Raw genomic sequence first — 10,885 nt, forward strand, 5'->3', positions numbered from 1 at the left:
ATCGCTGCCATTAAAAAATGCCTTCTTCATCGTTTCTGGGATGAAGAAGGCATCGTTCATTCGTTTTCTTAAAGCGGACGTATTTTTCAGCGACAGGCAGCAGGACTCTGTTTCCTGTTTTGCAAATCTAAGCCTGCAAAGGAACTGCGGATTCCTGCGGTGCGCTCTGGATGGCATCGCTTGCCGGAGGCGCTGGCTGTTCCACAGGAGGCGTCACTGTCCCCTGATCGCCGCCGCCAGGAGGCGTGACGGTTCCGCCCTGGTCTCCTCCGCCAGGCGGGGTTGTTCCGCCTGTGTCTCCTCCGCCGGGAGGTGTGGTCGATCCGCCCGTATCGCCTCCGCCGGGAGGTGTGGTCGATCCGCCCTGCGAATCGTCGCCCGTATTGTCTCCGGGATTGACAGGCGGCTCAGCTGGAGGCAGATTTGGAGCTTGTCCTGAACTGTTGTTTCCGGGATCATTTCCGCCCGGGTCCGGGGCATATCCGGGATCGGATGGCGGGGTTACAACTGGAGGTACGTAAATGTTGTTGTTGACAGCAGGCGGATAGTAGTAGTCCGGATCCTTGAACTGATCCGCATTTTCTTCATAGAAGTTGCCGTCCGGCTGTTCAACCATTTCGTTTTTCGGCATGTCGTCTTTCTGATTGCCGCCGTTGGTCTGGTCGCCGCTCATGATGACGTTGTTGTAGTAATCCGACTTGGAAGCAAGTTCCGCATTGAACGCCAGCAGACCAAGGTTTTCGATCAGCGTCTGTTCGTTTGCATACAGGCTTGTTCCCAGACCGAGACGATGGCCTTCGATATCGATGCCCATCGCTTCGATAATGGTCGGGAAAATATCGAGCGTGCAGTATTCACGCGTCTGATTCAGCGTATATTCCGGGCCGTTGAGCACGGTGAAGTACGCCTTGCGCGAATAGTCCGAAGGAATGTTCGGACCGACCGATCCATCCATGCTCAGATGGTCGCCCGAGAGGATGATCGTGGTATTTTCGTAAAACGGCTGTTCCTTGAGCCAGTCGATGAAGGCGCCGACTTTGCGGTCCGAGCAGTGAATGACGTTTTTGTACTGCTCGTCAAATTCGTCCGTGCAGTCCTTGCACTTGTAGCCGTCTACGAAATGCGTGTCGGCCGTGAGCATGGTGAAGTTGAACGGTTCCTCGTTTTTCGAAATCGTATCCAGTTCTGCCTTGGCCCAGTCAAAGAGCTTCTCGTCTTCAAAGCCCCACCATACGCGGTAATCGGAAAGAATCTTCTTTTCGCGGATGGCTTCATCGTAGTCGAGCACTTCGTAATCGCCGTGCTGCTTATAGTAGTTGGTCCGTCCGGCATAGGCGCCTTCCGAACCGCACATGAAGTAGTTTTTATAGCCGTTTTCTTTCAGAATGTCGCCCATCGCCGTCAGATTCGGCATGAACTGCACATCCGAGTCCAGATTGTGAACGAACGCCTGGTTGCCGACATTCAGTGGTACGCCCGCGCTCTGCGCAACGAGTCCGGCAATTGTCCAGCCGGAGTTGTTGGTCACATAGGCGCCCTGTACGTCCGGATTGTCCGCTGCAGCAAAGTTTTCGCCTTCCTGCTGGAGCGCTGTCAGGTTCGGAATGAGGTCTTCCTCATATCCCCCGCCGTTTTCGCGGCTGGCGTACGTGCTTTCCATGGATTCCATAACAATATGGATCACGTTGCGCTTCTTTTCGGGGAACGTCAGCTTGACGTCGTCTGGCTGTACGAAATGGTCTTCATACAGTTCGCTGACGCGGTTGGCGTTCTTGACATATTCTTCGTAGCCGACCGCATCGAGTCCGGTAAAGACGCCGCTGATCGCCAGCGCGGCACAGATCACAATCGCCGCAACCGAAGACAGGTTGAACGCCAGATTCCATTTTTTATCCGCAAACAGCCTGCGGCCTTTTTTCTTTAAGCGGATGCGCTTGATGCAGAAATACATGTACACTCCAAAAACGAGCGTACCGATGATCAGCAGCAGCCAGTTCTGTTCAAAAAATCCCGCTACAGCCGCCCCGATTGTTCCCTGCGCTCCTTCTGCACCCGCGTTCAGCGTATACAGAACCTGGGAGAAGCTGGTCACCTGAATGACCTGCGTCAGGTAATAGATCGTATAGAAAACAATGCAGGCGAGCCAGAACAGGATATAAGCGAGAATTCCAGTAAAAATCCACATAATCCTTTTTCCTTTCCGATTCTGCTTCTTTCCTCATTAAATTTTTTACGGCCTGCTGCATCCGCGTAAACCGTCTTTGGCAGCTTGCCCGTAAAAAGGTTTTTCGTTTTGTGTTTTCGGTTCCGTTTTCTCTTTCCAAAACCGTTTTAAAAGCGGATTCCGATTTTACCTTCGCGTAAAATCCGGTTTTCCGATTGAGAGAAACGGACACTAATTTCACATAATACGGGATTCGGCATGGATTACAAGCGATTGAGGATTTTCCTGAAATCTTCGAAGAAAGGGCCAAATCCTTTTGAAACTATGTGAAATGTTTTTATTCTTTCAAATGAAAAAAGCACCCGAAGGTGCTTTTGCATTTCCTGTTTATTTTCTGTTTTCCGTTACTTCGACGCGGACTTTCTCTCCGCCGTCTACCAGATCGAATGTGATCTTGGAGAAGGCGTCCAGGTTGTCAGCAAGAATTTCACGGACCGTCGAGAACACTTCATCCTGGCTGGCTTCACTTGGCGTGTCGTATTCAATCGACGTTACGATATGTTTTTTTCCCTGAATATCCGTCAGGTCTTTGACAATTGAACTCATAATATATGTCCTCTGGACCAAGTTTAAACCCCGCAGGCGCTGAAATCAAATCTCAGCTTTTGGCTTTTCCCACCGGTTTCTCAGCGGCCGATCGCTCTGCAGGCCTGTTTCCAGTCTTCGTATTCCTGTCTGGCAGCTTTTCGGTCGTTTTCATCAAGCACGCGAATGACGCGGCACGGATTGCCAGCCGCAAATACACCACAGGGAATATCGTCAACCACAACCGAACCGCTGCCGATCACACTGCCTTCATGAATCGTGACGCCGCCGTTGATCACACAGCTGCCGGCGATCCAGACATGATCTTCAATAACGATGGGCAGCGCTTTTTCCAGACCCGTTTTGCGAATGTCTCGATCCATGGGATGAACCGGGGTGTAAAACGAACAGCGCGGCCCGATCAGAACATGATTTCCAATTACGATCTTTCCTTCATCGAGCATCAGACCGTCCATATTGATCATGGAGTGTTCTCCAATATAAATCCGATGACCGAGATCGCAGTAAAACGGCAAGACGATATGCGCGTTGGCACTCATGTTGGGCACAAGCACGCGAAGCAGCGTCTGGGCTTCTTCTTCTGTCGGCGCCTGCGCGATCTGGCGCATCGTCTGGCGGGCAAAACTCCAGTGGCCGTCCTTTACTCCATACACATCGTACAGAAGACCGGCATCTCTGCGGCTGGACTGCAGAGAAATTTCCGGATGGCTCAGATCGGGATCGAGAGGCGAATCGAAAGAAGCGGACGCAACACTAGCCGCGTCCGTATTCTTTTTCGATTCCTGTTTTGAATCTGGATTCATTGTTGAACCGGACTTAGCACACTTTGCGCGTCCAGCCGAATTTGTCTTCGACATTGCCCCACTGAATGCCGGTCAGCGTATCGTACAGCTTCTGGGTGAGGTCACCTGTCTTGAAGTCATTGATAACGGCTTTTTCGCCTTTGTAGCAAAGTTCGCCGATTGGAGAAATAACGGCTGCGGTACCGGTACCCCACGCTTCCTGCAGTCTTCCGTCGCGGGCAGCGGCCATCAGATCGTCAATGGACAGATGTTCTTCGTGAACGGGGTAGCCAAGATCGCGGACGATGTGCAGAATCGAGTCGCGGGTTACGCCCGGCAGTACAGTTCCGTCAACCGGAGCGGTCCAGATTTCGCCGTCGATCAGGAACATGACGTTCATGCTTCCGACTTCTTCGACATATTTCTTGTGGACACCGTCCAGCCAGAGAACCTGGGTATAGCCCTGTTCTTCGGCTTTTTCCTGTGCTTTCAGTGAGCCGGCGTAGTTGCCGCCGCACTTGGTGAAGCCGGTTCCGCCTGGAGCGGCACGTACGTATTCATCTTCCACCCAGATTTTTACCGGAGCCATGCCTTCTGGATAGTAGGCGCCTACCGGGGAAAGGATGATCATGAATTTATAGGAAACCGCCGGATGTACGCCAACAGCGGCTTCGGAAGCGAACATGTAAGGACGGATATACAGAGATTCGCCCTCGTTAGCGGGAACCCAGTCCTTTTCGACGCGGACGAGTTCTTCAATGGCCTGTACAAACAGATCTTCCGGAACGGCCGGCATCGACAGACGGCTATTGGAGTTGGCAAAACGCTGCGCGTTTTTTTCCGGACGGAAGAGCTGAATGCTGCCGTCTTTTGTGCGGTAGGCTTTCAGACCTTCAAAAGTTTCCTGCGCATAATGAAGAACCATGGAAGCCGGATCCATTTCGATCGGTCCAAACGGGACGATGCGGGCATCATGAAAGCCGCCCTGATCCTTATCGTAATCACAGATGAACATGTAGTCGGTGTAGTATTTGCCAAAGCCAAGCGGGCCCTGGGGTTTTTCTTTCAGTTCTTTGCGCGGTTCAAAACGAATATCCATACAAATAAACCTTCCTTCTTTGAATTTTCTTAACCTTACGCCCCGCATAATTCTTTGGCAATCGGTGCGGGGCAAACGCCGTGATCCCGACGAAAAAATGAATCAAAACCATGCCAAAACCGACAATCTTCTTTCAGGCCGCTTTCAAAATGTTTCTTTGTTTTCACTACTTGACGATTTTAAGAAAAAACACGGCTCCCGGATAGCTGTCCGGGCTGTTCCCGCCGTCACTGCCTTCGGATTTTCCGTCCGTTTCGGTTTGCCGCCGCCTTTTCTCAAGGACACCGCAAAAAATGAAAAATGCTTTCCTTTCCCCACCTTTTTGAACCCTCTTTTCCCGAATTTTGCGGATTGGAATGACCAGAGGAATCAGCCAATGACGTGCGTGCTATACTGTTTCAGATTTTCCAGAAAGAAAGAAGGAAACAAAATGAATCTGATCATCCCAGAAAACTATGACCCGGTCCTCGATATTCGGCAGACCCAGGAAGCCATCAAATACATTCGGGATACTTTTCAGCACGAATTTGGCAAGGAAATGAACCTCACCCGTATTTCGGCACCGCTTTTTGTACCGAAAAGTTCCGGACTGAATGACAACCTGAACGGTGTGGAACAGCCGGTTCACTTTTCCATGAAAGTCCTTCCGGAAGAAGATATTGAAATTGTGCATTCCCTCGCGAAATGGAAACGCGCCGCTTTAGGCAAGTACGGCTTTGGCCTTCATGAAGGTCTCTATACCAACATGAACGCGATCCGTAAGGACGAAGACCTCGACAATCTCCACTCCGCCTATGTGGATCAGTGGGACTGGGAAGAAGTCATCGCCAAAGACGAACGCACGGAGCAGACGCTGCGCGAACATGTACTTCGCATTTTTAAAATCATCAAGCACATGGAACACGAAGTCTGGTACAAATACCCGCAGGCGGTAAACCGCCTTCCCGATTCCATTACCTTCATCACATCCCAGCAGCTTCTCGACCGCTATCCCGATCTTTCTCCGAAAGAACGTGAAGACGCGGCGACAAAAGAATACGGATGCATCTTCCTGATGAAAATCGGCGCTCCGCTGTCCAACGGTCAGAAGCACGACGGCCGCGCGCCGGACTACGACGACTGGCAGCTTAACGGCGATATCCTGTTCTGGTACGAACCGCTCCAGACCACGCTGGAAATTTCCAGCATGGGTATCCGCGTCGACGAAAACTCGCTGCACGACCAGCTGAAAGCGGAAAACGCGCTCGACCGGGAAAACCTGCCGTTCCATAAAGCCATTCTGGAACAGAAACTGCCATACACCATCGGCGGCGGTATCGGTCAGTCCAGACTGTGCATGCTTCTCCTTAAGAAAGCGCACATCGGCGAAGTTCAGGCGTCCATCTGGCCGCAGGATATGCTCGATGCATGCGAAGAAGCCGGCATTCAGATTCTGTAAGAATAAGAATCCTGTATTTCCATTCGACACAGGCTAGACACTGGGCAGTTCTTTCCGTCCTGCTGATTCAAAAGAAAAGCAGCCGCTCACGCGGCTGTTTTTGTATGCATTTTTAAAATTCCAGTTTCGATCTTTGCAGGTTACGAAGAACAAAATCGTTTGAGAATCCCTTTATTCTTCGATGAATTCGCGAATCTGATGCAGATCGAGGGAAGGATACTGTTCGAGGAATTCAAGCAGTTCGCGCGCCATGATCTTGGCGCCTTCCGTCTGTTTGGATTCGATGTTGAGCGGAAGCAGATTTTCGTGCAGCGACATGCGCAGCAGAGCCCAGCCGTCGCCATGATCCGTACCAAATTTCAGACGGACGCCTTCGTAGTTTGGCTGTACGAGCGTAATCGTGCTGCTTTCCTGCGCGGCGTACGCCTTGAGATCTTCAATGACCTGGCGGCCATATTCCTTGAACGCCTTCTCGTTAATTTTGAGACGGAGTTCCTTTTCGGCTTTTGGATGGCCGAGCGAAGCGATCAGATCGCTGATGGAATGCGAAGCCGCTTCGACCACAATCCGGCTGGCGAGATAGGCGCCGTCATCCAGATAGTAGTTTTCACGGAACGCCGCATGACCGCTGGTTTCAATGGCCAGTTCGGCATCGACGCCTTCGTCGTTCAGACGCTTGGCTTCGTTAATGACATTTTTGTAGCCGCGTTTGAAGCGGTGATGCTGGATATTATGCTTCTCCAGGAATTCGCCAAGCTCATCGGACGTAACCGAATCCGTTACTACGGTCATGCCCGGATGATGACGAGCCGCCAGAACGGATGCCAGAGCGACAATATCGTTACGTCCAATCGGGTTCCCATTGCCGTCTACAGCAGAAGAGCGGTCGACATCGGTATCGAAGATGATGCCCAGATCCGCATGATTGTCTTTTACCGCCTTTACGAGCGATGCCATGGCTTCCGGATTTTCCGGGTTTGGAATGTGGTTAGGGAAATGTCCGTCCGGATCGAGGAACTGGCTGCCTTCGGTATTCGCGCCAAGCGGCTTCAGAACCTGATCGACGAAGAAACCGCCGGCACCGTTTCCGGCATCTACAACCACGTGAAGTTCTTCAAGCGGAAGATCGGGGTTCACGGCTTCCTGATCGACTTTTTCCCGAATGATGTTGCGCAGATGCTCCGCGTAGACGCTCATCAGATCCGATTTGGTAATGGAACCGCCGGGTTTATGGTTGAACGCTTCCCGTTCGGCAATATCGATGACCTGAGCAATTTCATTGGAATCCAGGCCGCCGCCTTTATAGAAAAACTTCATGCCGTTGCGGTTAGCCGGCATGTGACTGGCGGTAAGCATAATGGCACCGTCCGCATCGAAATCATCAAAAATGGTCGACATGAACATCGCCGGCGTCGTGGAAAGACCAGTATCAAAAACGTCCACGCCATCATAAACGAGGCCGTCCATGACCGCATGCGCCAGAGCTGGACCCGAAAGACGGGAATCGCGGCCGACCGCGATCGTCATATCCGTTTTGCCGGTCCGTTTGCGCAGCCAGGCCGTAAACGCACGAGCCAGAGCGCGCACTTCCTTATCGGTCAGATTGACCGGCTCTTCCGGATTCAGATCCAGGGCAACTCCGCGAATATCGCTGCCGTTCTGGAGTTCTTTTAAATTCATCGTATTCTCTCCTTTGCGTATGTTTTCTCATCCAGATCCGCAAGCGTGATTTGCCCTTGCGCTCTGGCTTGGTATTCGTATTTCGTCTGAAAACAGATTCTTTCTGGCTTTACCAACCCGATCGAGAATCGTTTTCCATCGTTTTCATTATAGCCGTACCGACATCCTCTCTGCCGGACAGCGCATAAAGAAAACGGCTGTCTAAACCGTGCAGGTTTTCGACAGCCGTTCTGTTCCATCCGCAACGCAGGGTGAAAATGGAATTCAGTTTTTCATAAATTGGAAGAATGTTTAGTGTTCATGGCGGATCAGGCCGAACGCTTTCGAGCATTCCATCACAACGACTGGAACGAAGATCAGACCGATACCGATCAGATACAGTTCGCCCGTCAGATAAATCGTACTGAATGCGCTCATGACACCTGGAACAAAGAGAACCAGCGCCATCATGACAAGGGAGAACAGAGCCGCGTAGTTCAGATGCTTATTGGAGAACACGCCGATTTTGAACAGAGACTGCTCGGAACGCATGTTATACGCCTGAACGGTCTGCGAGCAGGCAAGAACCATGAACGCGAGCGTACGGCCGGCGTTTTCCACATGCATCGTATTTTCACCGATGTAAAACGCGATAATCGCGAGGGCGCCAAACATCAGACCCTGAAGGATGATCCGCAGACCGAAGCCGCGGGCGAAGATGCCTTCATTGCGCGGTTTTGGTTTTGCCAGCATAACCGAATCGGGGACAGCTTCCATGCCCAGCGCAATGGCGGGCAGAGAGTCGGTGACCATATTGATCCACAGCAGCTGCATCGAAAGGAAAATGCTCTGTTTTGAAATCAGCATGACCAGGAATACGCAGATGACTTCGCCGATGTTCGTGCCAAGCAGATAGCCGACGACGTTCTTGATGTTGTTGTAAATGCCGCGGCCTTCCTTGACCGCTGCGAGAATCGTCGCAAAGTTGTCGTCGGTCAGCGTCATGTCCGCTGCACCTTTGGCAACATCGGTACCGGTAATGCCCATCGCTACGCCGATATCGGCGGATTTCAGAGCCGGCGCGTCGTTGACGCCGTCGCCGGTCATGGCAACGACTTTACCCTGACGCTGCCAGCTCTTTACGATACGAATCTTGTTTTCAGGCGATACGCGCGCATAAACCGCGATGTCGTTGACGTTCTGGTCGAGTTCACGATCGCTCATGGCGTCGATCTGACGGCCGGTAACGGCTTTTTCACCCGGCTCAAGAATGCCGAGTTCCCTGGCAATCGCACTGGCGGTAACTACGTGGTCGCCGGTAATCATAACGGTACGGATGCCGGCTTTCCTGGCTTCCGCAACCGCATCCCTGGCTTCCGGTCTTGCCGGGTCAATCATGCCGACCATGCCCAGGAACGTCAGATCCTTCTCAATGTTTTCTGCGGAAAGATCGGAAGGCAGTTCATCGAATTCACGCTTGGCAATCGCAATGACACGCAGCGCGTTTTCCGACATTTTCTGGTTGATCTCTCTGGCTTTTTCCTTGTCGCCATGCGTGATCTTATCGAGCATTTCGTCAACCGCACCTTTAGTGATGGCAACGTATTTTCCATCCATCTTGTTGATGGACGTCATCATCTTTCGATCCGAGTCAAACGGAAGTTCCACAACACGCGGATATTCCTTGTTCAGATCTTCCTGTTTCATGCCGTTTTCGTCAGCGGCCATGACAATGGACGTTTCCGTCGGATCGCCGATCTGAATGGCTTTGCCGTTTTCCCAGCTGATTGTACCGTCGGAATCGAGCGTGCCGTATTTAAGCAGTTCACGAAGACCTTTGGAACTGTCGCTGGTCACTTTTTCCACGACGTTCGAACCGTCGACATAGCCTTCAACGACCGTCATGCGGTTCTGAGTCAGCGTACCGGTTTTATCGGAACAGATGACCGAAGTCGAGCCGAGGGTTTCGACCGCCGGCAGCTTGCGGATAATGGCGTTCTTCTTGACCATGCGCTGAACGCCAATGGAAAGAACAATGGTAACGATGGCGGGCAGACCTTCTGGAATAGCCGATACCGCCAGCGATACGGACGTCATGAACAGTTCCAGAGGCGGCTGACCGTCCATGAGGCCCACAACGAAGATAATCGCGCAGCAGACGATCGCCAGAATGCCGAGATACTTGCCCAGGGTGTTGAGCTTTTTCTGCAGCGGCGTCATCGTCTCGTTTTCATTATCGAGCAGGTTGGCAATGCGGCCCATTTCGGTATCCATACCGGTCGCGGTAACGAGCGCCGTGCCGGTACCGTAGGAAATCGAACAGCCGGAATACACCATCGTCTTTCGATCGCCCAGCGGAGCGCCTTCCTCGATGATCGCATCCGCTTCCTTCGTGGATGGAACACTCTCGCCGGTCAAGGCGGACTCTTCGGATTTTAATGCCGAAGACGTAATCAGACGCGCATCCGCCGGCACGTAATCGCCAGCTTCCAGACGAATCAGATCGCCGGGAACGAGTTCACTCGATTCCACGAGTGTTTCCTTGCCGTCACGGATGACTTTCGCCTGCGGGGCAGACATTTTACGCAGCGCATCCAGCGCTTTCTGCGCCTTGTCTTCCTGCATGACACCCATGATCGCGTTCACGACGACAATCAGAAGAATCAGAAACGGTTCAAACAGACCTTTGATTCCTTCATGATTCAGAAGCGATACGCTCAGCGAAATAACAGCAGCCGCAACAAGGATCAGGATCATCGGATCCTTGAACTGATCCATGAAGCGGGCGAACATGGTTTTCTGCTTTTTTTCTCGAAGCTTGTTGGGCCCGTATTTGGCAAGCCGGGCCTTGACTTCTTCACTGCTCAGACCATTCTGGATACTCGTCTTGAGTTCCTTTTCGGTCTGTGCAGGAGACTGATCATAAAATTTCATAAAGTCTCCTTCTGTCTTTAGACAAATCGAGTATAACAAGAGCATTTTTTGAAAACGCCCGCAGTGCCTGAGGCATTGTAAGCGTCAAATAAAAGACGGGTATTTTCTCGACCGCCTCCTTGGGATAATTCCTTTATTCAAGGAGGCTTTTTCATGGAATCAATCATCCCTGCAATCGATCTCGGTATCGATTTCTCCAAAGT

7 protein-coding genes are annotated in these 10,885 nt (G+C 51.8%); 1 reads left to right on the forward strand and 6 read right to left on the reverse strand.

Annotated elements, in window-relative coordinates; genetic code table 11:
* Positions 1-127: 127 nt before the first annotated feature.
* The 4 genes from Afil_RS07765 to Afil_RS07780 all read right to left on the reverse strand — a co-directional run bounded on the left by Afil_RS07765 (position 128) and on the right by Afil_RS07780 (position 4,651).
* Positions 128-2,185, reverse strand: coding sequence for a sulfatase-like hydrolase/transferase (locus Afil_RS07765; protein WP_230268001.1), 2,058 nt, complete (start codon positions 2,183-2,185; stop codon positions 128-130).
* Positions 2,186-2,551: 366 nt separating this feature from the next.
* Complete coding sequence (locus tag Afil_RS07770) at positions 2,552-2,770, reverse strand: hypothetical protein (protein WP_230268002.1); 219 nt, start codon at positions 2,768-2,770, stop codon at positions 2,552-2,554.
* A gap of 80 nt (positions 2,771-2,850) precedes the next feature.
* Complete coding sequence (locus tag Afil_RS07775; protein WP_230268003.1) at positions 2,851-3,627, reverse strand: sugar O-acetyltransferase; 777 nt, start codon at positions 3,625-3,627, stop codon at positions 2,851-2,853.
* Positions 3,587-4,651 carry a branched-chain amino acid aminotransferase gene (locus Afil_RS07780; RefSeq protein WP_230268004.1) on the reverse strand — a complete coding sequence of 355 codons (1,065 nt, stop codon included), beginning with the start codon at positions 4,649-4,651 and terminating at the stop codon, positions 3,587-3,589. Before Afil_RS07780 ends, Afil_RS07775 begins: the two co-directional genes overlap by 41 nt.
* A 430-nt stretch (positions 4,652-5,081) precedes the next feature.
* On the opposite strand from Afil_RS07780, the gene asnA reads away from it, so the two are divergent.
* Complete coding sequence (gene asnA / locus Afil_RS07785; protein ID WP_230268005.1) at positions 5,082-6,089, forward strand: aspartate--ammonia ligase; 1,008 nt, start codon at positions 5,082-5,084, stop codon at positions 6,087-6,089.
* A 171-nt stretch (positions 6,090-6,260) separates the two neighbouring features.
* Here asnA and Afil_RS07790 read toward each other — a convergent pair whose 3' ends face one another.
* Positions 6,261-7,769: a phosphohexomutase domain-containing protein gene (locus Afil_RS07790; protein WP_230268006.1), complete on the reverse strand. Its 1,509-nt coding sequence runs from the start codon at positions 7,767-7,769 to the stop codon at positions 6,261-6,263.
* 291 nt (positions 7,770-8,060) lie between these two features.
* Positions 8,061-10,682, reverse strand: a complete 2,622-nt coding sequence (locus tag Afil_RS07795; protein ID WP_230268007.1) for a calcium-translocating P-type ATPase, PMCA-type — start codon at positions 10,680-10,682, stop codon at positions 8,061-8,063.
* Positions 10,683-10,885: the final 203 nt, after the last annotated feature.

The sequence above is a fragment of the Allobaculum fili genome (genome assembly GCF_020969955.1).
In the GTDB taxonomy this organism is placed as follows: domain Bacteria; phylum Bacillota_I; class Bacilli_A; order Erysipelotrichales; family Erysipelotrichaceae; genus Allobaculum; species Allobaculum fili.

Bases quoted from the DNA above. Each gene is read 5' to 3' on its own strand.
- Afil_RS07765 (WP_230268001.1), bottom strand. From the start codon at position 2,185: ATGTGGATTTTTACTGGAATTCTCGCTTATATCCTGTTCTGGCTCGCC.
- Afil_RS07770 (WP_230268002.1), bottom strand. From the start codon at position 2,770: ATGAGTTCAATTGTCAAAGACCTGACGGATATTCAGGGAAAAAAACAT.
- Afil_RS07775 (WP_230268003.1), bottom strand. From the start codon at position 3,627: ATGTCGAAGACAAATTCGGCTGGACGCGCAAAGTGTGCTAAGTCCGGT.
- Afil_RS07780 (WP_230268004.1), bottom strand. From the start codon at position 4,651: ATGGATATTCGTTTTGAACCGCGCAAAGAACTGAAAGAAAAACCCCAG.
- asnA (WP_230268005.1), top strand. From the start codon at position 5,082: ATGAATCTGATCATCCCAGAAAACTATGACCCGGTCCTCGATATTCGG.
- Afil_RS07790 (WP_230268006.1), bottom strand. From the start codon at position 7,769: ATGAATTTAAAAGAACTCCAGAACGGCAGCGATATTCGCGGAGTTGCC.
- Afil_RS07795 (WP_230268007.1), bottom strand. From the start codon at position 10,682: ATGAAATTTTATGATCAGTCTCCTGCACAGACCGAAAAGGAACTCAAG.